Here is a 22,042-nt window from a genome sequence, read left to right on the forward strand (position 1 = left end):
TCAGGGGCCTTTTGTCGTCGTCGGTCGGGGGTCGTCGGTCAGTCGTCGTTCAACCAGAAGGGCACGTCGCGCTTCCGGTCCCTGCGGGGAGAGTTGGAGCTCTCTCCCCAGAAGGGGGTGATGGGAGCATTGTCGCCGCGCTTGCCGGAACCACTCAACCAGCCGCCCTCACCGTCGCCGCGCCGACGCTCCGGGGCGGGCGGTGCCGGGCGGCCCGGACGCTGCGGAGCCGGACGCTCCCGCCGCTCGCGCGGCGCCCCCCAGCGGGACCCCCGCGCGTCGAGGTTGCCCCTGGGCGGGGTGTCCTCGCGAGCGCCGAAGATGCCCCGGCCGGTGCTGGGCTCCGGCCGTTCCGCGCCGGCCGCACGGCCGAACCCGGCCGCGGCCGCGCCGTCGTCCCGCTGCTCGGAACGCCCGCCGGAGGCGGTGCCGAACACCGAAGCCCAACCGGTGTCACCGGCACCGGTGTAGCCGCCGCTGGGCCGCGGCGGGATCGCACCGCTGCGCCCGCCCAGGCTCGGCGCGTCGTCGGCGGTGCGCCGGGATCCGGCAGAACGAGGGCCGCCGTCCTGGCGGCTGACGTTGAGCGGCGGCGCGGCCCCGTTGTCCCGGACCCTGCCGTAGCCGCCGGTCCCCCGCACCCGGGTCGGTTCCGCGGCCTCGCCGACGGCCTCCTCCGCACCCCTGAGGTCGGCCGTGGCACCGGTACCGGCCGGGATGCCGGCGGCGGCCCCGGCGATGGCGGCGCTGTTGCGGCGCCCCCAGTTCTGCGCCTTGAGGTAGGCCACCGGCGGCAGGACCGTCGCGCTCCTGGAGAGGACCTGGCTGTTCGCCGCGTCCCCGACGACCCGGGAGGTGAAGGAGTTCGCGTTGACCGAGGAGAACAGGTAGGCGAAGGGCTTGCGGTAGATGAAGAGCGCCAGCGTGAACAGGGCCAGCAGGATCATCTGGAGGCCCCAGCCCAGGCTGGTGGACATGACCATGCCGTAGCACATGACCAGCAGGGAGATCAGGAGCACGACGAAGATCTGTTTGAGCAGGAACCCCACCATCAGCTCGACCCAGCGCAGCAGGACCATGCGCCCGTAGCCCGGATGGATGCCGATCAAAAGGAAGACCGGGGACAACAGGAACAGGACCAGGAAGGCGATCTTCAGGACGATGAGGGCGACCGATCCGGCGAGGATCAGGCCCCCGGCGAAGATCGACGCGAACAGGGCCAATGTCGCGACGCCCAGTCGGCTGCCCTGGTCCTGCCCGGAGAAGAGCGGGTAGACGCTGGGGTAGGACGTCTCGATGCTCGAAGCGATCGTTTCGTAGCTCTCCTGCTTGTCCTGGATCAGCTGATTCGCATCGATCTCCTCATCGGCGAGCTGCTGCTGCTCGATCCGATTGATCCCCTGGGCCGCGATCAGGTCGGAGGCATGGTGGACGGCCGCGTTCTCGGCGATGTCCCCATTACCGAACTGCCCCGCCACCCACGGCTGGCAGACCAGGCTCGACCACAGCATGTCCGCGTTCCGGCGAACCTGGAAGTCGGACTCCGACTCCCAGTCCGCCCTCTCCGGGGCCTCCGCCCCAGGCGGGCACGTCCCCGACCCTCCCCCGTAGGGGATCTGTCCGACCGTGCTCGTCACCAGCTGGCTGCCCGAGTTCACCAAGCTGCTCGCCAGCCCCATGACCTGCGCCGGGTTGACCATGATCCACAGCCCCAGCGCCGTCGCCCCGACCATCCAGACCGTCGACTCGATGGTGAGCGTCATCCGCTTCCGGATGAGCCCGTACCACCCCAGCCAGATCGCGCCCAGGATCACCACCGTCGGGATCAGCGGTCGCCAGATCCCCTCCCGGAGGGTGACCACGACGTTCTCGACCAGCTCGTTGAAGCTGGCGAGCAGCCCGTCGGAGGTCGCCGCCTGGTACACGGTGATGGTCGACTGGTTGATGGTCTTGGACAGGTCCCAGGCCGTGTTCGCGAGGGTGGCCTGAGGCCCGTTGGTGATCCCGTCGACGCACGACTCGGTGATCATGTGCCACTGCTGCCCGGCCGTCCCGTACTGCCCGTACATGCTGGCGTCGGGCGGGAGGCCGTCGGGCGCTCCCTCGATGGCCGACTGGGACTGCGGCGGCACCAGCAGGCCGTCGGAGCCGCTGCCCGCGGACTCCGGCAGCGGTGCCGGCTCGCCCGGGCACAGCGGGTTGGCCTGGGCCGAGGTGAGCGGTAGTACCAGGAGGCCGGCCAGCATGAGGAACGTGATCAGGAGGCGTCGCCATCCCCGCCGTCGGACGTTCTGATCCGTCATCTGCTGGCTCCTGCGTCGTCGGTCGGTGCCCTGGGGTCATGATGGCGGACAACCGTGAGGCCCGGTGCTCTCCCGATGGCCGGCGCACGCCGTCCCACCGGATGCGCGCGAACGCACACCGGTGTGCGGCCGTGCGCGACCACAGGGCCCCCGGATGTCTTTACCCCATCCTCTATGGTGCTCCATCACCGGGTTCGCGTACGGGCACAACGCGATGGGTTTTCGGGTTCTCTATCCGACCACACCCGAACCGGGGGTGACAAAGGGTTCACATATCAATGTTTCCCCAGGTAGTGGACATCATCGGCCTTGCACAAGCACGGAAAAACTCCCATCCGCAATTACCCCTCCAGCCACTCTCTATGATCGGCGTCACACCATCACCCGTGTCCAAAAGTGGACACTCGACGGGCAATCGGACTGGTACGCGGTGCCGACCTCGGCTTCTGCGGAAACCGCAGCCGGGTTTGTCGCAGGACCGAAAAGAAGTTCTCCGGAGAGGTCAACGCCCCGGGTCCCCCACGCATCACACAGGCAGCGCCGGCACTCCCCGCCCCACGACCCCCACCTCCCTCGCCGCCCCTGCCGGTCGGCGGTTCCCACCATCCCGATCCGCCTCCGCCGCCCGCCCCCGTCCGATGACCCGAGCATCCGCTCACCCCTTCGACGCCGCTCCGGGCGGAGAGGGAGACCGACCGTACGCCCCCGCCTTCCGACGGCGACGACCGCACACCACCCCCGGACACCGGCGGCACGGTGCCCCCGGGAGGCACAGCGGTTTCGGCAGGGTCGGACGGCACGGCAGGGCCGACAGGGCGACCGCCCGGCCCCGCCGACACAGGCCCCCGAGCGGCACGAGCGGCGCGGAGTCCGCGACCGAGAGGACCTACCAAGTGACCGATACGAGCGATGCGACCGGCCGGATCGGCGCGTCCGGGCCCGGCGGCGGCACCCGCCCCGACCCGCGCGACCGCCCCCGGAGCCCGGTCGTCACCGCCGTGGCCGGAGTGGTCGGGGTCGGCGCGGTGTTCCTTCTGGGGGGCATCCTCAATCTCTTCGCCCTCTTCGGCATCGGAGACCTCGACGGCGGCGGGTTCGACCCGGCGGTGTTCGCCCGCGGCACACTGCTCGTGGGGCTCCGCTTCTGCCTGCCGGTCATCCTCGTGCTGGCCGCGGTGCTGTGGTGGGCGCGCGTACGCCACCCCCTGGCCGCGACGGGTCTGCTGACCCTGATCGCGGTGGCGTGCACGGTGGCCTCCGCCGTTCAGGAGCTCTCGTTCCCGTTCGCCCCCGAAGGGCTGTGGTGGGCGACGGTCGGCTGCCTGCTCATCGGCGGTACCGCCCTGGTGGCGCTGTTGCGCGGGCGCGGCCTGGCGTTCGCGGCGGGTCTGGCGGCGGTGCCGCTCCTGGCGTGGCCGCTGACGATGTGGGGGTGGCACTCGTACGTCCAGGCCCGGCACCTGGAGACGACCACCGCCGACCTGGAACGGTACCGGGACGGTCTGGACGGCGGCGGTCCCGGGTTCGTGCTGCTGGACACCCCGGAGTGGGAGCCCCTGAACGCGACGGTCTTCACCGAACCGGACCTGCACTCGATCCTCGTCTACGGGGAGCCGGAGGGGGAGCGGATGCTGGTCGTGCAGGGGACGGACCCGATGAACGGCGCGGGCGCCGACGACCCGCCGCGGGAGGGGTGCGACGACCCGGACGCGGAGTGCTTCGAGTACCCGGTGCCCGCGGCCCTCGGTGAGGGGACGGCGGTGCTGCGGATCCCGGGCCCGGACCGGACCGATGAGGACGACCGGATCCGGATGGAGGTGGACGGGGTCGTGGTCACCCTCGTCCACCGGGCGCACCGGGATCCGATGGAGACCCGCACCGGCCCGTTCCCGGACCCCGCCGCCGAGGAACTGGTGGGACTCCTGGACCGGTTGCGCCCGGCCGGACCGGACGACCTCAGGGCGCTCGCGGAGGCCGATACCCGTTCCCTGGAGGAGATCCACTGAGCGGGCGGGGGCACGGAGAGTCCACCCGCCCCGCTCGCCCCCGCCTGCCCCGAGCCTCCGAGCCGTCCCACCCGCCCCCATCGAGACCGGGTGTCGCTGCCCCGGGCGGCCCCCTCCGGGCCGGAGACTGGCCGCATGGCGGAGAGCACGGCGGTGGAGGACTCACGGCGGAGCGCCGCGCGCATCGTGGTGGCGGCACTCGTGCTGGCGGTCCCGGTCGTCAAGCTGGCCTGGACCCTCGGCGGCGGCTCGGCGGCCCGCGAGGCCCTGTACGCCATGGGGCCGAGCAACATCATGGAAGTGGCGATCGACCTGTTCCTGGCGGAACCGCTGCTGGCCGCGTCGCTGGCGGTCGTCGTCTCGCACATGAGCTACTCCTACTTCTCCGCCAGGGGCGGAGCCCTGCGCCACCTGCGCTCCCCGATCCCCCTGGCCGTCGGCTCCGCCATGGTCGTCCCGGTGGCCGTGGGCGTGGTGGTGGGCGCGATCAACGGGCCGGTGTGGGGAACGGCCACGGGCGCGCTCGCCGCCCTCCTGCGGCTGACGGTGTTCCTGGAGTACCGCACCGGCCGGCGTTCACCGGAGAGCGGGAAACGCACGGGTGAAGCCGTCGGCAGCCTCTGGCAGGGCGTCGCCGACGCCGGGCGGATCGCGGCTCTGGCGCTGACCGTCATCGTGCTGCCGCTGGTGGCGTTCGGCGTGGCGGTGAACGGGCACTCGTGGACGACCGTGATGTTCTGCGACGTCGACACGGGGAGCGGCACCGAGCGCGCCCGCGTGATCGAGCTGGGCCGCCAGGGGCACGGCATCACCGCGTGGAGCCTGGACGACCACCAGGTCGTGGTGGGCGAGAACTGCCTGCTCGATGAGGACGAGGTGATCCGCCCGCCCCTGTGGCGGAGCGTCTGACGTCCGCCGCGGCGACCGCACCGGAGGGGCGGGACGCAGGGCACTGGCGCTTGACTGCCCGTGGTCGTACGGCGACCGCACCGGAAGGGGCAGGTCCCCATGGAGCGCCGGTGTGGACCCTCGGCCGCGCTCCGCTCGGACCGTACGGGTTCCGGCGGGGACGGGACGGCCGCGCGGCCCGGATATCCCGGCCCGCATCGTCCCGGATCCCGCACCGCGCCGCCCCCGGCCCCACACGCCCACATCCCCACACGTCCACACCCCCCGACCGGCCACAACCCTTATCGGGCACACCCCTTGCCGGACACTCCCCTGACCGGCCACACCCCACCTCACCGACGGGAGGACACCGCCCCCAGGTGCTCCGCCAGGAACGCGGCCCAGGTGCGGGTGCCCCGGTCGGCGTCCGGGCCCGCCAGGTTCTCCCCCGCCCGGTACGCGCGCCCGGCAGCGCCGGGGATGCGCAGCGGCACCGTCGGGCGCCGGACGCCCCGCGCCTCCAGGTAGGTGCGCAGCAGGTCCGCCATCGGCAGCACCTCCGGCCCGGCCAGGTCCGCGACCCGGCCCGCGGGTCCGCCCGCCGCCAGAGCGGCGAGGCGTTCGGCGACGTCGCGGGCGTCCACCGACTCCCAGCGCAGGCCGGGGACGGGGACCAGCGGCGCCTTCGCCAGGGCCCGCACCGCGGTCAGCGCCAGGTCGTGGAACTGGGCGGCGCGCAGCACCGTCCAGGGCACCGCCGACTCCTGTACCGCCCGCTCCGCGCCCAGCTTCGCGCGGAAGTACCCCAGCGGGACCCTGTCGGCGGCGACCACCGAGATGAGCAGCAGGTGGCCCACCCCGGCGCGTTCGGCGGCCGCCACCAGGTTGCGGGTGGCGACGTCGTCGCCCTTGGGTCCGCCCGCCAGGTGCAGGACCGTGCCGACCCCCTCCAGGGCCGGGTCGATCCCCTCCCCGGTACGCAGGTCGGCCCGCACGTGGGCCAGGCCCTCGGGGGCGGGACGGGAGCCGCGGGTGAGCAGGCGGACCTCGTGGCCGGCCTCGCGCAGCAGCGGCACGACCAGGGAGCCGAGCGTTCCGGTACCCCCGGTGACGAGAACGGGTGCGTTCATGGTGGATTCTCCTCTGTGTCGGTGTGCGGTGGGCTCGGGCCCACCACCGGGTTCGTTGACGTGACCCGGGCGGAGAGGGGAACGTGACGGGAATGCGCGAACTTTTTTCTGCGGCTCAGCGGTTCGAGGAGCACCGGCCCCGGTTGCGGGCGGTCGCCTACCGGATCCTGGGGTCGGTGGGCGAGACCGACGACGCCGTCCAGGAGACCTGGCTGCGGCTGGAGCGCACCGGGATCGAGAACATCGACGACCTGGGCGCGTGGACGACCACGGTGACGGCGCGGGTGTGCCTGAACATGCTGCGCTCGCGCGAGCAGCGGCGCGAGGAGCCCCTGGAGGCCGGGCCGTGGGGCGCGGAGCGCCTGCCGGACCCGGTGGTGGGGCCGGCGGCGGCCGGGGACGACCCGGAGTCGGCGGCGCTGACCGCCGACTCGGTGGGGTGGGCGCTCATGGTGGTGGTCCAGGAGCTGAACCCGCTGGAGCGGGTGGCGTTCGTGCTGCACGACCTGTTCGCCGTGCCGTACACGGAGATCGGCCCGCTGGTGGAGCGCAGCGAGGACGCCGCCCGGCAGCTGGCCAGCCGGGCGCGGCGACGGGTGCGCGAACAGGGGACGCGGGGCGCGGTCCCGGACGGGGACCCCGTGCGGCGGCGCCGGGTGGTGGACGCGTTCTTCGCCGCGGCGCGCGAGGGGGACATCGACGGACTGCTGTCGGTGCTGCACCCGGATGCGGTGCTGCGCTCGGAGGGCGGCGTGCGCGGCCGGTACACGACCCGGATCACGGGGGCGGCGGACGTGGCGGGTCAGGCGGTCACGTTCCACCGGTTCGCGCCGTTCGTGCACCCTGCGTCGGTCAACGGCGCCGAGGGCGTCGTGGTGGCGACGGGCGGCCGGGTGCTGTCGGTCATGGGGTTCGCGGTGGTCGGCGACCGGATCGCCGCCATCGACGTCCTGGCCGACCCGGACCGCCTGGAGGCCCTGGGGCTCACCCCGGACGCCCTCGGCATCCGAGAGGGGTAGGCCCGAGCGGAGACCGGCGGGGCGGGGTCGGGCGGGCGGGACGGCGGCCGTCCGAGAGGAGGAATAGGCGAATCCGTTTCGGGGTCACCCTGCGTGAAGCACCGGGGGCGTCCGGGCGGGTTCCGTGAGGCGGGGAAAGGCACCGCCGAAAAGTGTGGGAACCGTGCCCCGCCGAGGCACCGGATAACCGGTGAACAGCAATGACTCCGTGTTCGACGACCGTTTCGAGCCGACCCGGCGACCCCTGGACACGGGGCGGCGAAGGGGGTTCGACCGATGACCGTTACCGGTCGCCCTCCGTCGCCCCCGTGCGGGGAGAGGGCGGGATTTCACAGTGAGAATGCTTCGGAAAGTGTCGGTGACCACCGATAACTCCGGTGGCGGGTCCTTTCTCGGATAGATTGGCCTGCGCATCGTCCCCCGACCCCCAGAAGGGATGCGCCCCTATGTCCACCCCCCGCTCCTCCGTCGGCCGGTACGAGCTGCGCGAGCGGCTCGGCGCGGGCGGGATGGGAACGGTGTGGCACGCCTGGGACCCCGCCCTCCAGCGCGACGTCGCCGTCAAGGAGGTCGTCCTCCCCGACGGCATGAGCCCCGAGGAACACGACGAGGCGCGGGAGCGCACCCTGCGGGAGGCCCAGGCCACCGCGCGGATCAGGAACGACGCCGTGGTGACGGTCCACGACGTGCTGGAGCACGACGGCAGCCCGTGGATCGTGATGGAGCTGCTCAGCGGGCACTCGCTCCAGGAGCACCTGGACCGGGACGGCCCCATGCCGGTGGCCCGGGTGGAGGAGGCCGCCCGGTCGCTGCTGGGCGGGCTGAGGGCGGCGCACGCGGCCGGGGTCACCCACCGGGACGTCAAGCCCGCCAACATCATGCTCACCGAGGACGGCCGGACGGTGCTGACCGACTTCGGCATCGCGAACGTCGACGGGAGCACCGCGCTGACCCAGACCGGCGTGTACATCGGCTCGCCCGAGTACATGGCGCCGGAGCGGTTCGAGGGCGAGCGGGCGCTGCCCGCGTCCGACCTGTGGAGCCTGGGCGTCACCCTCTACGCGCTGCTGGAGGGGCGTTCGCCGTTCAAGCGGGAGAGCATCACCGGGATCATCAGCGCGGTGCTGACGGCGCCGATGCCGCCGCGCCAGGTGGTCCCCGGCCGGGTGGACGAGGTGGCGGCGGCCCCGCTGCGGGCGCTGATCGAGGCGCTGCTGAACCGGGACGTGGCCTCGCGGCCGTCGGCGGCGCAGGCCGTCGAGCTGCTGGACCGGGCCAGGGAGGAAAGGGTCCGCGACGGGGGCACCACCCGGGTGACGGGGGTCCCCGGAGGGACTGGAGCGGCGACCGGGTCCGGATCCGAGAGCGGGGAAGGGCCCGGGAACGGCGAGGAGGCCGTGGACACGGGCGGAACCGCCGGGCCGGGTGGCGCGGGCGGGCCTGGCGGGGCCGCTGACTTTGGCGGTGCGGGTGCGCCCGATGGTGCGGGAGCACGCGGGGCCGTCGGAGTTCCCGGCGGAACCACTGACTTCGGTGGTGCAGGTGTTCCCGGTGGCACGAGTGCGCCGGGCGGTGCAGGTGTTGCCAGCGGTGCGGGTGCGCCTGGCGAAGCAGGTGTGCCCAGCTGGGCTGGCGTTCCCAACGGTGCGGGTGCGCCCTGCGGGGCCACCGGGCCGAACGGGGTTCCCGGGCACGGCGGCCCGGGCGGACCGGCGGGGAACGGGTCGGTGGCGGCGGGCGGAACCCCCGCCAGCGCCCCCGGCGGCGGGCCGGGTGCCGGTGCGGCGACGGGCCCGTACGCCCCGGCGTATCCGCCGCACACGGCCTCGGGTCCGCACGCCTCCCACGCCCCGCCGCACACCCCGTACAGCGCGCACGCCGCCTCCGGGCCGCAGGCGCCCCCCGCCGGGGCCGTCCCCCATGTCCCGAGCGGCCCGCAGAACCCCTACGCCCCCGGCGGCCCCCGGCCGCCGTACCCCGCCCGTCCTCCGCAGGCCGGTCCCCCTGGTCCGGGCGGACCGCAGGCGCCCGCGGCGGGCGGCACCGGCGGGAACCCCGCCCCATTCGACCCCGGAGGCCCGCGGCCGCAGCCCGGTCCCTTCCCCAACACCGGTCCCGGCCCCGGCTTCGGGCCCGGCGGCGACCCCGCCCACGCGGGCCACACCGGTTTCGGGGTCCGGCCGACCGGACCGCACCCCGCCCACGGCCCCGGCCACCGGCCTGACGGGCCCGTGCCGGTCCCGCCCATCAGCCCCCTCGGTCCCCCGGCCCCAGGGGCGCAGATCGACAAGACCACCGCGGCGCGCGGCTTCGTGCGCGGGGTGGGCCACACCAACCTCCCCGGGCCCGCCCCCACCCCGGGCGCCCCGGCGCCCAAGCCCTCGCCGTCGGTGATCGCGGCGTGCGCGATGCTCGGTCTCAACGCCCTCTACCTGCTGGTCCTGGCCCTGCTGTCACTGGGCGGCTCCGGCTCCGGGACCGCCTTCACCGGGTGGGACGGGCCGGTCGTGCTCGCCCTGTGGGGCGGGTTCTCGGCGGCCGCGGTGGTGGGCCTGCTGCTGCGCTCGCGGGTGGTGTACGGGCTGGTGGTGCTGTTGCAGACCGTGGTGTCGGTGGTGCTGGTCTTCACCATGTTCAGCGTTGTCGTCTACGCGCGCGGGGACCTGCCGTACTACCTGGTGCTGCTGCTGTTCAACGCCCTGATCGGCGCCCTGCTGCTGATCCCTCCCAAAGCCCGGGCGTACTTCCGGCTGGGCGCGGCGTTCGGCTGACGCGGCCGGCACCGCGAGCCGGTGCCACCGCCCGGCCTCACCAGCGGGTGACCTGCAACTCGCCCAGGTCGGCGAGGGCGACACGGCCCTCGTCGGCCAGGACGCGCACCATCTCCTCGGCCTCGGGGAGGGTGACGTGGCGGCCGCTGGCCAGGCGCTCGTCGGCGGACGGGCTCTCCATCCACAGCCTCGGCCCCTCCTGCCACATCATCTGGACCACCGCTCCCGAGCGCGCCGCGAACACCCCGAAGGTGCCGTCGACCGGCGTCAGCCGGTAGACGAGGTCGCGGGCGGCCGCGCCGCTCATGGGCTCGGCGTAGTCCACGAACCCCATGCCCCCGGTCGCCGCGTCGGCGTAGGTGACGTCCAGCGGGCGCGGGCCCGCGGTCCGGGGGTCCGGCCCGGGCGGTGCAGGCCAGCCGGCGCCCACCGCCCAGCGGGCCAGGAGGTCCTCGATCCGGTCGCGGTCCAGGACCGGGCCGCCCTCCACGCGCAGGAGGTCGGAGTCGCGGGTCAGGACCGCCGTACGGCCGCCCGCGCCGACCGTGGCGCGCACGCCGCGGGGCAGCCAGGGCAGCACCAGGCGGGCGAGTTCGCGGACGCTCACCCGGCCCCGGTGGCGGGTGACCCAGTCGGGGAGGCGGTACGGGCCGGGGTTGGAGAAGTCGGCGTCCACGTGCGGTTCGCCCTCGGAGGCGGGGCCGGGGAAGGCGGCCAGGCGGTCGTGGCGGCGGCGGCTCCAGTCCATGTCCACCTCGATCCGGCGCTCCGGGTCGCCGTCCCAGTGGGCGGTGAGCCCGTGGGCGCGCAGGGCCTCGGCCACCTCCGCGCCGACGGCGGCGCGGCGGACCCGGTGGGTGGACTCGAACCCGACCGTCAGCGGGGCGCCGTCGGCCGCGGCCAGGGTGTCCTGCCAGTGGTAGTAGGCGTAGCCGCGGCTACCGGTGGCGGCGGCCTGCGCGTCGAGGTCGGCGCAGGCGCAGCCGTCGCAGCAGAGGAACTCCTCGCGGGCGATGATCCCCGAGGCGTCCAGGGACCGGAACGCGCGGGTGAGGCGCTCGGAGTCGGTGCGGGAGGGGCGGCGGCGCTGGCGGTGGACGTGGTCGGCCAGGACGGCGTCGACGTACTCGGGCAGGGAGTCCGCGAGGGCGCGGGCCCGCGGGTCGTCCGGCGCCAGGTGTCCGGACAGGCCGGATTCGAGGTCGCGGCGGGCCCGGTCCAGCAGCTCGGTGTAGCCGCCTCGGGCCGCGGCGGCCCGGACCGTGACACCCCTGCGCACCGAGGCGAGCAGTTCCTCGCCGTCCCAGCGTTCGCTCATGCGCCCAATGTGTCAGAACCCGGGGGTGCTCGGTGCGGTTCGTCCGAGATATCGCTGTCCGCAAGCGGCCGGGCACGGAAATCGGAGGCGGCGGGCCCGCTCCGGCGCCCGGGCCCCGCCGCGCAGGCGCTCCCCGCCGCCGCGGGGCGCCGGCCGGTCCGGGCCCGCCGACCGGGCCGCACCCGCCGTCCGGGTTCCCCCGGGCGGCGGGTCAGAAGAGGAGGGAGTGGCCGGTGAGCCGCTCCACGTGCTCGTCGCGGATCCGGCGGGCCGCCTCGGCGGTGGCGGCCAGCTCGGACACCTCCGGCGCCCCGGCGCCCAGGAACGCCGCGGCGGCGCGGTGCTCGGCGTAGGCGGCGGTGGAGTCGGCGGCCTCCTGGCACTGCTCCCACTCGCGGTGGGCGGCCACGGCCCGCTCCACCAGGCGGCCGTACTCGACGATCTGCTCGACCCGGGCGTGCACGGCGTCCTCCACCGCGCACAGGTGCTCGCGCTGGGGCCGCAGCGCCTCGCGCACCCGCGGGGAGTCGGCGCGCTGCCAGCGGCGCAGGTGGGCGCGGCGCAGCTCGCGCTGGCGGGCGAGCAGGACGGCGATGCGCCACTCCTGGTCGCGCAGCACCGCCAGGGCGCGGTCGGTGTCCAGGGAGTCCCCGCCGCCGAACGCCTCGCGGGCGCGTTCGACCACGTCGATGGTGCGCTGGACGGCGCAGAGGGCGGCGTGGTCGGCCTCGCTGACGTCGTCCGGGTGGATGACGGACCCCTCCGGGGCGTCGTCGGACGGGCCCTCCTGGACGCGGGAGGTGAGGGCGTCGGCGGAGACCAGGGCCACCAGGACGCCGAACAGCCCCCAGGGGATGCCCGCGGCCGGGTCGCCGGGCAGGAGGTCGAGCAGCCACACCGGGATGGCGGCGAGGGCGCCCGCGCCCGTCGCCACGCTCGCGGCGCGGGTGGCGGGGTGGGCGTCGCCGCGCAGGGCGAGGGCGGCCACGTGGGCGACGAGGCCGATGTTGACGACGGCCATGCCCAGGTACCAGCCCGCGGTGGCCAGGGCGAGGGCGAGGGTGCCCCCGACCGCGAGCAGGTGGACCGCGGCCTCGCGCAGGCGGGCGCGGCGGGTGACGAGGTCGCCGCCGGACCACTGCGCGAGGGGGTGGGGGGCGGCGGCCCGCCTTCGCAGCTCGTCCCGTCGGGGGGCGGGGAGGGCGGGGTCGATGACGGGTCTGGGCCGGCGGATGACGTCCTCACTCATGGGCGGTCCCTTGTGAGTGTGTCGGTTCGGGGAGGGCGGCGGCGGTCGGGCACAGCGGGAGGAACCCGACAGGGTAAGAGATGCCCACCCTTCGCCCCCACCGAACACGGCTGTGCCCGGAGCTTGCCGGGCGGCCCCGGCCGGGTCCGTCGGCGCAGGTCGGAGGCGTCCGCTGGCCCGCTCCGGCCACCGGAGGCCCGGAGCGGGGCACCTGGGACGGGGCACGGGAGACGGGACCGCGCGCCCTACCCGACCGCGGGCGGGCGCCGACCACCCGGAGCGGCCCGGGGCGGCGTCGTCTGGCCGGGCGCGACGGGCCGGAGACGGCGGCTCGGTGGGGCGGCCTCGCACCCGCCGCCGGGGATACCGGTCGCCCGGGGCGGGACGTGGCGGCCCGGGACGGCGACGGCCCGGGCCACCGGCGGGCCGGGTCCCCGCCCCGGCCCGGGCCGTCAGCCCTCGCGGGTGGTGGTGACCAGGTCCTCGTCCCCCGCGCCCGGGCGGCGGCGGGTGGGGTTGGTGTCCAGCCAGCGCAGCAGGTCCTCCGAGACCAGGTCCACGGAGATCCGGGCGGCCCGGCCGTCCAGGTCGCGGAACAGGCACTCGCCGTTGCCGAGGTTGCGCAGCACCGCCAGGTGCTCCTCGGTGGGCTCCACCCCCAGCAGCGACATGACGCTCTCCACCTCGTAGCGTTCGCTGGAGCGGAACGTGAACACCGAGGACAGGCAGTTGGTGACCTGCTCGTTGAGCAGGTCGCCCGCGTTCTGGGACACCAGGATGAGCGCGGTGTTGCGGGAGCGGCCCATCCGGGACACCTCCGGGACCAGCTTGGCGCCCTCGGGGGTGGAGGTGACCGCCCACGCCTCGTCCAGGAAGATCGCCTTGGGTAGGTGCCGGTCCAGGCCGTTCATGAGGCGGCGGGCGAACTGGGACACCAGGTACAGCAGGGCCACCGACAGCCGCTGCTCGTAGGAGTAGTCGTCGCGGCGCAGCCCCGAGTCGGGCAGGGTGAGCCCGCCCAGGGTGAACACGGTGGTCCACCCCTCGGTGTCGATCTGCGCGTCGCCCTGGGGGTCGAAGCACAGGGACGCCAGGCGCATCTCCGACATGGAGCCCAGGACCGCGCCGAGGTTGCGGGAGGCGGCGTCGGAGGCGTTCGACAGGTGGTCGACGACCTTGGCCAGGGAGGGGCGGGGCTGGTTGGCGACCGCGGCCACGGCCTGGATCATCGCCGACTCGCGCTCCTCGCTCATGCGGGGCAGCAGCAGGCGCAGGGTCTCGGTGGCCATGGTCTTCTTGGCGGCCAGGTCGTCGCCGAACGCGAACGGGTCCAGCAGGCCGGGCTGGGCCGACCCCAGGGACATGATGCGGGCCTTGCGGCCGCGGCGCTGGAGGAGCTGCACCAGGGACTCGGCGTCGCCCTTGGGGTCGATGGCGGCGACGGTGACGCCGCGCAGGGCGAGCTGGTAGATGAGCAGCAGCGCCAGCGTGGTCTTGCCGCCGCCGGGCTCCCCGGTGATGGCGATGGCGGTGGGCCGGTTGCGCGCGGCGGCGACCAGCGGGTCGAAGTGGACGATGGAGCGGGCCCGGCCGATGGTCTCGCCGATGTAGGGCCCCACCCAGCCGTCGCCGGAGCGGTCGGTCCGGTCCCCGACGTCGACGGTGGCGGTGGGCATGCCGCCCGCGATGGTGCGCAGCGGCTGGCGCTGGGCGTAGGCGCTCAGCCTGATGCGGTCGCCCGGCAGGGACTCGTTGAACAGGGAGAACTGGTCGCCGGTGGAGTTGATGACGTCGATGCCGATGTCGCGGTAGTGCTCGATGACGGCCTCGACGTGCTGGACCAGGAGGCGCTCGGTGGGCGCGGACACCATGAGGCGGTGCCAGCCGTAGACGAACGGCAGGCGCTCCTTGGTGATGCCGTGTTCGAGCATGCGGGCGGCGTCGATCTGCTCGGCCAGGGCGATGGGGGCCTCCACCCCGGCCTCCCGGATGTGGGCGTCCATGTCGCGGGCGTGCGCGAGCTTGCGGCCGACGTCCTTGGACGCCTTGGCCGGCGGGATGAGCTTCATCCGCAGGGACATCTCCACCGGGAAGGGCAGGGAGTCGGCGTGGTGCAGCCAGGGCTCGCCGTCGGGGAACGGCATGAGGTCGGGGAAGCGCGCGAAGGACAGGAAGGCGACCCAGGTGGAGCCGGAGGGCTGTTCGAGGCGGAGCATGGAGCGGCCGTTGTGGAGGGTGCCGTCCACCAGGGCCTCGATCTCGCCGCGGCCCCAGGTGCGGCGCCCGGCGGCGGAGGGGCGGGGCTCCTCGGAGCTGCCGGTGACGGAGTGGCGGATGAGCCAGGCGATCTCGTCGGCGGTGGCGTGTCGGGCGTGCAGGGAGCTGGCGGCCAGCGCCCGGCCCAGGCGTTCGGCCTGGTCGGTCCAGCGGGCGAGCTCCTTGTCGTCGACGGCGTCGTCGACGATGCCGAGGATCTCCTCGGTCCGCTGGTAGGCGCCCCGGAACTGGGAGAACAGGCCCAGGCCGGTGCCGGAGCCGCGCAGGCCGAGCCGCACCCCGAGGTAGACCTCCTTGGTCCAGAAGTCCTTGGCCCACACGTGGCGGTAGGTCTCGTCGAGGTGGTCGTACCAGCCGGGGCCGGAGTCGGAGGTCTCGTCCAGGCGGGTGGCCCACTCGGCGGCGGGGTAGGTGCGGTGGGCGATGCGGAGGTGGACCTCGGCGTCGTTCATGCGGATGGCCGCGAGGGCGATGGTGATGTTGGTGGCCAGGGCCTGGCGCTCTTCGGGGGTGGTGAACTCGTAGGAGACCGTCGGCAGCCGGAAGTAGGCCCAGGCCTCGCTCTCGCTGAACAGCACGCGGTCGTCGAAGTAGCGGACCGCGAGGCGGGTCGAGCCGCGGGTCCCCCATGTGCCGGTCATCTTCTGCCGCCCCTCCTGGTCGCGTCGCGCGGCGACCGCGCCCGGCGGGGGGCGCGGCCGTGCCTGTGCCACCCCCATAGTGTGCTGCATGGGTACCCGGCGGTAGAAGCGGAACGCTTTACGGCGAGCCGGAAACCGCGGCGCCCCGCCCCGAAAGGCGGAGCCCCGTGCGGCGCGTCGCGCGGGGCCTGCGGGACCGGGCCGGCAGGGCCGGGCCGGCGGCCGGGCGGCGGGCCCGGGCGCCCGCCCCTGACGGCCGGACCGTGGACGCGCGACGGCCCGCCCCGGAGGGCCGGGGCGGGCCGCGGGCCGGGGCGGATCAGCAGCGGTTGTTGATGGTGCTCTGGATGGAGGACCTCTCGCTGGAGGTGACGGTGAGGTCGTAGCGGTACTTCACGTTGACCCACGCCTTGACGTAGTCGCAGTGGACGGCCGTGTTGGGCGGCATCCACTGGGAGGGGTCCTTGTCGCCCTTGGAGCTGTTGACGGACGCGGTGACCGCCCACAGCTGAGGCGAGTTCACGTCGTTGGCGAAGGCGCGGCGCTCACCGGTGGTCCAGGAGGCGGCCCCGGTCTTCCACGCCTCGCTGAGCGGGACCATGTGGTCGACGCTGATCTGGGAGACGGCGCCGGTCCAGGTCACGGCGTCGTAGAAGCTGTACCAGCTGCCGGAGGTGGGCTGGCAGTCGGAGTCGGTGACCACGTTGTGCCCGTCGCGGACCAGGACGTACTGGCGGGCGGTGCAGGGGCTGTCGACCACGGCCCAGTGCGGGAACAGCGAGCGGTCGTAGCCGGTCTGGGGCCCCTTGGCGGCGACGGTCAGGGAGTTGAGCTGCGACTGCGCGGTGGAGGTGGAGGGGATGCCCGGGGGGAGGCTGTGGGCCGCGGCGGCCGGGGCGGCCCAGCCGACGACGACGGCGAGGGCCAGCGCGAAGACCGTCGCCAGGGCGGCGCGCAGCCCGCGGGGGGTGGGGGTCATATTCTGTTCTCTCCTCTTGAGCGGGTTCGAGGGAAGGACCTCCACCACTGTGCGGCGGCCGGGGCTTTCGCACCAGACCCCCGTACGGGAATTCCCGGAGAATCCGGTGTTACGGCCCCGGGTTCCGGGCCGGTGCTTTTGCACCAGACTCCGCACCATATCCATGTGAAGTGGATCACTTAAAAAAAGCGCGTGGCCGGACCGGGGTTTGGGCGGATGGACCGCCCCTCCCGCACCTGCGGCGATGAACGCGGTGTCACCGCGCGGAGCACACGGTGTCGCGGCCGGTGCGCGAAGGGCGGGGGCACATGGGAGAACGCCGTACCAAGGGACGGCAAGAACACGAAAGGCGCCCTTGACCTTTCCGCCGGGCGCCCCAGAGTAGGCCCGTTTTACCCCCGCCGAAAGCCGATAAACCAGGCGGAGGAAATCGCCTGAAATCACCCTGCGAGGTGTTTGTTACGTTCGGATGTCGTACGACCCGTCCAACGAAGAGACAGCGACACCGAAGCGACACCGAAAGGATCACCCCGCACAGGGGTTCGGCCATGACGTTGCAGATGGATCTCCCGACACTGGACGACTACCCCACCCGCAAGGGCACCGAGGCCGCGCTCCTCTACCGGAGGGACCCCACCGTCTGGGGCACCGCCGAGGACGGGCCCCTCACCGACGAGCGCCTCCAGGAGCACGACCGCCGCGGGTACACCCGGTTCGCGTCGCTGCTGGGCGAGGACGAGGTCGCCGGGCACCTGGACGAGGCCGACCGGCTCGTCGGCGACCCCGGGCTGCGCGACGACGAGCGCGCGGTCGTGGACCCCTCCGACGGGGGCGTCCGCTCCGTGTTCGAGGTGCACCGGGTGAGCGAGGCGTTCGAGGCCCTGGTGAACGACCCCCGACTGCTGGAGCCCGCCCGCCAGATCCTCGGCTCGGAGGTGTACGTGCACCAGAGCCGGCTCGACCACCGCCCCGGGTTCGGCGGCGGCCCCCTGTACTGGCGCTCGGACTTCGAGACCTGGCACGCCGAGGACGGCATGCCGCGCATGCGCGCCGTCGGCTTCTCCGTGGCGCTGACCGACCACCACCCGCACAACGGCGCGTCGCTGGTGATGCCCGGCTCGCACCGCACCTACGTCTCCTGCCTGGAGGAGGGCGACGGCGGCCGCGCCGGGACCCCCGACCGGGCGACGCTGACGATCCTGGCCGACCGGCACGGCATCGACGCCCTCCAGGCGACGCCCGGGGACGTGACGGCGCTGGACGCCAACTGCATGTACGCGGCCGGGGCGAACATCACGCCGTGGGCGCGGTCGAGCGTGTTCGTCGTCTACAACAGCGTGGAGAACACCTGCGAGAAGCCGTTCGGGGGCGATGACCCCAGGCCGGGGTTCCTGGCCTCGCGCGACTTCACCCCAGCCGGGAGGTGAACGCGCCGGTGCCCCGCCTCCCGGGAACGGGGGCGGGGCACCGCCGTGTGCGGGCCGGGCCGGACACGCGGGCGCCCCGCCCGGGGGCCGGACGGGGCGCGGGGCGGGCGGGGCGGTCGCGGCCACGGCGGGCGGGGTCGGAGCGGACCCGGCCGGAGCGGACGGGGCCGGGCTCAGGTGAGGAGCTTGTCGACGATGACGCCCGCCAGGGCGCCGTGGGCGCGCTTGGTGCTGGCCCGCAGGGCGCCGACGTCGATGCGCGTGTAGGAGGACCCCAGGTGGTCGTCCCACGGGATGCGGACGATCGCCCGGCAGCGGCCGCGGGCGACCCGCTCGGCGGCGTCCACGTCCGGCAGGCTGCGCTTGCTGACCCCGTTGACCACCAGGACGGACCTGGCGCGCAGGGCGCCGTGGCCGTTGCCGTCGAGCCAGTCGAAGGTCATGGAGACCGCGCGCTCGGCGTCGGCGTTGGCCGGGGTCACCAGGACCAGGCCGTCGGCGGCGGGCAGGGCGCGGGCGACGCCGGTGGCCGCCGGGTCCAGCACGGTCACCGCGTAGAAGCGGCCGAGCAGCCCGGTGAGCTGGGCGTAGTCGCGGTCGTCGAGGGTCTGGACGTAGGGGTCGTCGAGGGTCTGGACGACCTCCAGGCCGGTCTGGGTGCGGCCGGTGTAGGCGCTCATCGCCTCCTGGTCGCCGATGCCGTCGGCGTTGGCCAGCAGGGCGGTGAGGGTCTCGGGCGCCTGCGCGCCGATGCGGCGGGAGAGGCCGTTGGGGCCGGGGTTGACGTCGACCGCGACGATGCGCTCGTCCCGGTAGCCCGCCAGGGTGTGGCCGATCATCAGCGTGGTGACGGTCTGGCCCGCGCCGCCGGTGCAGCCCAGGACGACCAGGCTGCGGGGGCCCGCCAGGGGGGTGCGCAGGCGCTCGACGTCCTCCGGGGACAGCTCGGAGCGCACCGGGGCGGCGCCGCCGGTGACGACCTTGGCCAGGCGCCGCCAGCCGCGGGTGCCGCCGGAGTCGTCGGAGGACGCGGCCGGTGCGGGCGCGGGGGCCTCGGTGCGGACGGCGGAGGCGCCGGCCGGGGTGGCGTCGCCGGCGGTGGGCGAGCCGTGCGGGGTGTCGCCCAGGCTCTCCTGCTCGCCGGTGCCGTGGTCGAGTTCGAGGTCGGGGCGGGGCTCGCGCCGGGGCGGCTCGGGCTCCTCGCCGGGGGCGGGCTGGCCGAAGAGGCGGCCGATCCGGCGGGCGTTCTGGGCGACCCGGTGGAACATGCCGTCGTGCGGGTCGTGGCCCGGCTCCTGCTCCGCCTCCCGGGACTCCCGGGCGGCGGGGGCGGCCGGGTCGGCGGACTCCGCGGCGGCGTCCGGCTCCGCGGCGCCGGAGGCCCGCATGCTCCACTTGACCGGGGCCGGGCGCTCGCCGTCGGCGGCCGCAGGCCCGGGGTCCGGGGTCCGGCGGCGGGCCAGGGCGGCGGCCTCGGCCGCTTCGAGGTCGGCCGCGGTGCGGCGGCGCTCGGGGGCGTCGCGGACCTCGGCGAACCCGGCCAGCTCGCCGGTGCCGTGGTCGAGCTGGGTGGGCGGCTTGGCCGCGGGGGCCGCGTCGCCCTCGCGCAGCTCCCCGGCGGGGATGACGGGGTTGTCCTTGTCGCCGACCCGCGGCTGGTCGGGGTGGCGCTTCTTGCCGTCGTCGAACCACTCGGAGGGGTCCTTGGCCCCGCGCGTGTGCCCGGGGACGACGTCGGCGAACTTGGGGCGCGGCGGGGCGGGGGTGTCGGCGGTGCTGAGGTGGCGGTCGAGCACGTTCATGTGCTCGTTCCACTCGGGCCCGCGGTCCTCGGCCTCCTGCGGGCGCACCGGGATGGACTCCTGCTCGCCGGTGCCGTGGTCCAGCTCCAGCGGGGGCTTCGTGCCTGTGGGGCCCGGTACGGGCGCCGCGTCCGCGGCCTCCCGGCCGTCGGCGGCCCCGTCCTCGGGAGCCCCGGGGCGGGACTCCGTCTCGGAAGCGGGCGCGGCGGCCGCCGGAGCCACTGGATGCGCATCCGCCTCGGCGGCAGTGCCGGTCTCAGCCGTGGGACGAGAGGTGCCCATGGGACGGGAGGGACGGGCCGGAGCGTCGGCAGCGGCCTCGGCCGTAGGACGGGCGGCGTCTGTGGAACTGGCGGGGCGGGCGGGAGCGACCGCATCGGCACGCGTCGGACCCACCGGACGCGCATCCGCCTCGGCGGCAGTGCCGGTCTCGACCGTGGGGCGGGCGGTGCCCGAGGGACGGGCGGGGCGGGCGGGAGCGACCGCATCGGCACGCGTGGGCCGCATGTCCTCGTCGGCACCGGTCTCAGCCGTGGGACGGGCGGTGCCCGAGGAACGGGCGGGGCGGACGGGAGCGACCGCATCGGCACGCGTCGGACCCACCGGACGCGCGTCCGCCTCGGCGGCGGGTGCGGCGGCGGACGGGGCCACCGGCCGCACGACAGCGTCCGCGTCCGCGTCGGCATCAGCGGAACGAGCGGTGTCCGTGGGACGGACCGGAGCGGTCGCGTCGGCACGCGTCGGACCCACCGGGCGCGCGTCCGGGCCCGCGGCGGGCGCCTCGGAGGCGAGGGAGCCCTCGGCGGTGCGCACCGGGTCCGCCTCGTCCTCGGCCGGCTGCGGGAGCCAGGGGGCGGACGTGGGCTTGGCGGCCGGACGGCCCGTGGCGGCGGCGTAGCGGGCGGCGTAGTCGGACACGTCGTAGCCCGGCGCCTCCTCCGCCCGCTCCTCCCGCGCGGTCTCGCCCAGCTCCCACGGGGCGGCGTGCGGCCGCCCCCGGCGGCGGGGCCGGACCGGCTCCGGCGCCGACGCCTCCTCCTCGGCGGGCACCCCGGTGGCGCGGCGCTCCTCCAGCTCGCGGGCCACCCGGATCCCCTGGGTGCGGCCGCGCAGGCGGCGGGCGGCCGGGGTCTCGTCGTCGTCCTCCTCGCCCCCGACGGCCCCGGCGACCTCCTCGCGGCTGAGCGCGGAGGTGTCCCCCACGGAGTAGGCGCTCTTGGAGCTGAGGTTCACCGGCGTGTGCCCCGAGGAGGCGCGCAGGCGCGAGAACCACTCGTCGCTGTCGCGCTCCTCCTGGCCCGCGGTGTCGTAGACGGGTTCGGCGAACCCCTCCTCGAAGTCGTTCCCGCCGGTCTCTGCCGGGGCCTGCGCCGGGGCGCGGTCCAGGGCGAAACCGAAGTAGTTGAGCACCCGGACGCCCACGCCCGGGCCCCCGGGGGCCTCCGCCCCCTTCTTCTCCTCCCGGTCCCCGTCCCCGGTTCCGCCGGTGTCCGCCGGGCGCTCCACGGCGGTCACCGTGGCGACCGCGGACCGCGCGGGCTCCGCCCGCTCCGCCTCGTCGGCGGGCGCGGACGGCGCTTCGGCCAGGACCGGTTCCCGGGCGGGCTCGGGCGCGACGGGTTCGGGCGCGACCGGCTGCTCGACCGTGACCGGCTCGACCGCGACGGGCTCCGGCGCGCGGACCGGGCCCGCCTCGCGGACGCGGCGCAGCGGCGGCGCCTGCTCCGGCGCGGGCCGCACCTGCTCGGCCTCGACGGCCTCGGGTGTCTCCGCCGCCTCGACCGGCTCGGCCTCGCGTTCGGCCCGGCGGCGCGGCAGCGGCAGCGGGCCCGCCGCCGGGTCGCGGTGCCACACGCGCACCGCGACGCGCACCTCGGCGGGCTCGTACTCCGGGGCCAGCCGGGTGTACACCCGCGCCTCGGCGAGGTAGCGGGCCTGCGACAGCAGCAGTTCGGTGAGGCGCTTGCCCTCGATCACCGGTCTGGTGACCAGCACCGTGATCACGCCGGGCGGCACCACCCACAGCACCAGGTGCCACCCGTTGCCGAACACGAACGGGGCGTTGAGGATCCCGAGCAGGATCACCCAGACCAGGAACACGCCCACGGCGACACCGAAGGTGCCCACCGGGAGCGGCATGGGCAGCCGGAAATCGTAGAGCTTGTAGAGCCGCTTCTCGATACGCCAGATGTTGGTGTACGTGGGCAGATCCACGTTCCCGGCCTCCCTCGC

Annotated in this window: 12 protein-coding genes; 5 read left to right on the top strand and 7 right to left on the bottom strand. The window is 74.9% G+C overall.

Going from position 1 to position 22,042, the window contains the following annotated elements:
• Positions 1–38: 38 nt before the first annotated feature.
• Positions 39–2,303 carry a conjugal transfer protein TrbL gene (locus ABZ249_RS07320; RefSeq protein ID WP_355258495.1) on the bottom strand — a complete coding sequence of 755 codons (2,265 nt, stop codon included), beginning with the start codon at positions 2,301–2,303 and terminating at the stop codon, positions 39–41.
• An 893-nt stretch (positions 2,304–3,196) separates the two neighbouring features.
• Here ABZ249_RS07320 and ABZ249_RS07325 point away from each other — a divergent pair.
• On the top strand, positions 3,197–4,309 hold the full coding sequence (locus tag ABZ249_RS07325; RefSeq protein ID WP_355258498.1) for a hypothetical protein: 1,113 nt from the start codon (positions 3,197–3,199) through the stop codon (positions 4,307–4,309).
• Positions 4,310–4,444: 135 nt separating this feature from the next.
• Positions 4,445–5,218, top strand: a complete 774-nt coding sequence (locus ABZ249_RS07330; RefSeq protein ID WP_355258501.1) for a hypothetical protein — start codon at positions 4,445–4,447, stop codon at positions 5,216–5,218.
• Between the two features lie 332 nt (positions 5,219–5,550).
• On the opposite strand, the gene ABZ249_RS07335 is transcribed toward ABZ249_RS07330, so the two are convergent.
• Complete coding sequence (locus tag ABZ249_RS07335; protein WP_355258504.1) at positions 5,551–6,327, bottom strand: NAD(P)H-binding protein; 777 nt, start codon at positions 6,325–6,327, stop codon at positions 5,551–5,553.
• 92 nt (positions 6,328–6,419) lie between these two features.
• Here ABZ249_RS07335 and ABZ249_RS07340 point away from each other — a divergent pair, with 92 nt between their 5' ends.
• On the top strand, positions 6,420–7,346 hold the full coding sequence (locus ABZ249_RS07340) for a sigma-70 family RNA polymerase sigma factor (protein ID WP_355258507.1): 927 nt from the start codon (positions 6,420–6,422) through the stop codon (positions 7,344–7,346).
• 446 nt (positions 7,347–7,792) lie between these two features.
• A complete protein-coding gene (locus tag ABZ249_RS07345; protein ID WP_355258510.1) occupies positions 7,793–10,117 on the top strand; it encodes a serine/threonine-protein kinase in 2,325 nt (774 codons plus the stop codon).
• Between the two features lie 37 nt (positions 10,118–10,154).
• Here ABZ249_RS07345 and ABZ249_RS07350 read toward each other — a convergent pair whose 3' ends face one another.
• The 4 genes from ABZ249_RS07350 to ABZ249_RS07365 form a co-directional block, all read right to left on the bottom strand.
• Positions 10,155–11,435: a hypothetical protein gene (locus ABZ249_RS07350; protein WP_355258513.1), complete on the bottom strand. Its 1,281-nt coding sequence runs from the start codon at positions 11,433–11,435 to the stop codon at positions 10,155–10,157.
• A gap of 211 nt (positions 11,436–11,646) precedes the next feature.
• A complete protein-coding gene (locus ABZ249_RS07355; RefSeq protein WP_355258516.1) occupies positions 11,647–12,684 on the bottom strand; it encodes a hypothetical protein in 1,038 nt (345 codons plus the stop codon).
• A gap of 452 nt (positions 12,685–13,136) precedes the next feature.
• Positions 13,137–15,602, bottom strand: a complete 2,466-nt coding sequence (locus ABZ249_RS07360; RefSeq protein ID WP_220563193.1) for an ATP-binding protein — start codon at positions 15,600–15,602, stop codon at positions 13,137–13,139.
• A gap of 319 nt (positions 15,603–15,921) precedes the next feature.
• Complete coding sequence (locus ABZ249_RS07365) at positions 15,922–16,581, bottom strand: HNH endonuclease family protein (RefSeq protein WP_355258519.1); 660 nt, start codon at positions 16,579–16,581, stop codon at positions 15,922–15,924.
• A gap of 560 nt (positions 16,582–17,141) precedes the next feature.
• Here ABZ249_RS07365 and ABZ249_RS07370 point away from each other — a divergent pair.
• Positions 17,142–18,008: a phytanoyl-CoA dioxygenase family protein gene (locus ABZ249_RS07370; RefSeq protein WP_355258522.1), complete on the top strand. Its 867-nt coding sequence runs from the start codon at positions 17,142–17,144 to the stop codon at positions 18,006–18,008.
• A gap of 173 nt (positions 18,009–18,181) precedes the next feature.
• On the opposite strand, the gene ABZ249_RS07375 is transcribed toward ABZ249_RS07370, so the two are convergent.
• The gene (locus tag ABZ249_RS07375; protein WP_355258525.1) at positions 18,182–22,024 is read right to left on the bottom strand and encodes a TcpE family conjugal transfer membrane protein; all 3,843 of its coding nucleotides are present in this window, start codon (positions 22,022–22,024) and stop codon (positions 18,182–18,184) included.
• Between the last annotated feature and the right edge of the window lie 18 nt (positions 22,025–22,042).

The sequence above is a fragment of the Nocardiopsis sp. NPDC006139 genome, assembly GCF_040614155.1.
Lineage (GTDB): Bacteria > Actinomycetota > Actinomycetes > Streptosporangiales > Streptosporangiaceae > Nocardiopsis > Nocardiopsis changdeensis.

Excerpts from the sequence above, each read along its gene's own strand:
- ABZ249_RS07345 (WP_355258510.1), top strand. The coding sequence starts at position 7,793 with ATGTCCACCCCCCGCTCCTCCGTCGGCCGGTACGAGCTGCGCGAGCGG.
- ABZ249_RS07350 (WP_355258513.1), bottom strand. The coding sequence starts at position 11,435 with ATGAGCGAACGCTGGGACGGCGAGGAACTGCTCGCCTCGGTGCGCAGG.
- ABZ249_RS07320 (WP_355258495.1), bottom strand. The coding sequence starts at position 2,303 with ATGACGGATCAGAACGTCCGACGGCGGGGATGGCGACGCCTCCTGATC.
- ABZ249_RS07365 (WP_355258519.1), bottom strand. The coding sequence starts at position 16,581 with ATGACCCCCACCCCCCGCGGGCTGCGCGCCGCCCTGGCGACGGTCTTC.
- ABZ249_RS07340 (WP_355258507.1), top strand. The coding sequence starts at position 6,420 with ATGCGCGAACTTTTTTCTGCGGCTCAGCGGTTCGAGGAGCACCGGCCC.
- ABZ249_RS07370 (WP_355258522.1), top strand. The coding sequence starts at position 17,142 with ATGGATCTCCCGACACTGGACGACTACCCCACCCGCAAGGGCACCGAG.
- ABZ249_RS07355 (WP_355258516.1), bottom strand. The coding sequence starts at position 12,684 with ATGAGTGAGGACGTCATCCGCCGGCCCAGACCCGTCATCGACCCCGCC.
- ABZ249_RS07330 (WP_355258501.1), top strand. The coding sequence starts at position 4,445 with ATGGCGGAGAGCACGGCGGTGGAGGACTCACGGCGGAGCGCCGCGCGC.
- ABZ249_RS07335 (WP_355258504.1), bottom strand. The coding sequence starts at position 6,327 with ATGAACGCACCCGTTCTCGTCACCGGGGGTACCGGAACGCTCGGCTCC.
- ABZ249_RS07360 (WP_220563193.1), bottom strand. The coding sequence starts at position 15,602 with ATGACCGGCACATGGGGGACCCGCGGCTCGACCCGCCTCGCGGTCCGC.